We start from the raw sequence: 204 nt of genomic DNA, 5'->3' as shown, positions 1-204 counted from the left end.
AACTGGTACACCAGCGGTGCGTCCATCCCGGTCCTCTCGTACTAAGGACAGCTCCTCTCAAATTTCCTACGCCCACGACGGATAGGGACCGAACTGTCTCACGACGTTCTGCACCCAGCTCGCGTACCGCTTTAATGGGCGAACAGCCCAACCCTTGGGACCGACTACAGCCCCAGGATGCGATGAGCCGACATCGAGGTGCCA

1 rRNA gene is annotated in these 204 nt (G+C 59.3%); it reads right to left on the bottom strand.

From position 1 onward, the window contains the following. A 23S ribosomal RNA gene (locus tag MR167_RS32835) occupies window positions 1-204 on the bottom strand; the annotation flags it as partial.

It is taken from the genome of Bacillus cereus group sp. BfR-BA-01355, from assembly GCF_022663675.1.
Taxonomy (GTDB): Bacteria; Bacillota; Bacilli; order Bacillales; family Bacillaceae_G; genus Bacillus_A; species Bacillus_A thuringiensis_S.
Note: the sequence above shows the minus strand (reverse complement) of the source record. Positions and strands in the feature narration are given on the sequence as shown.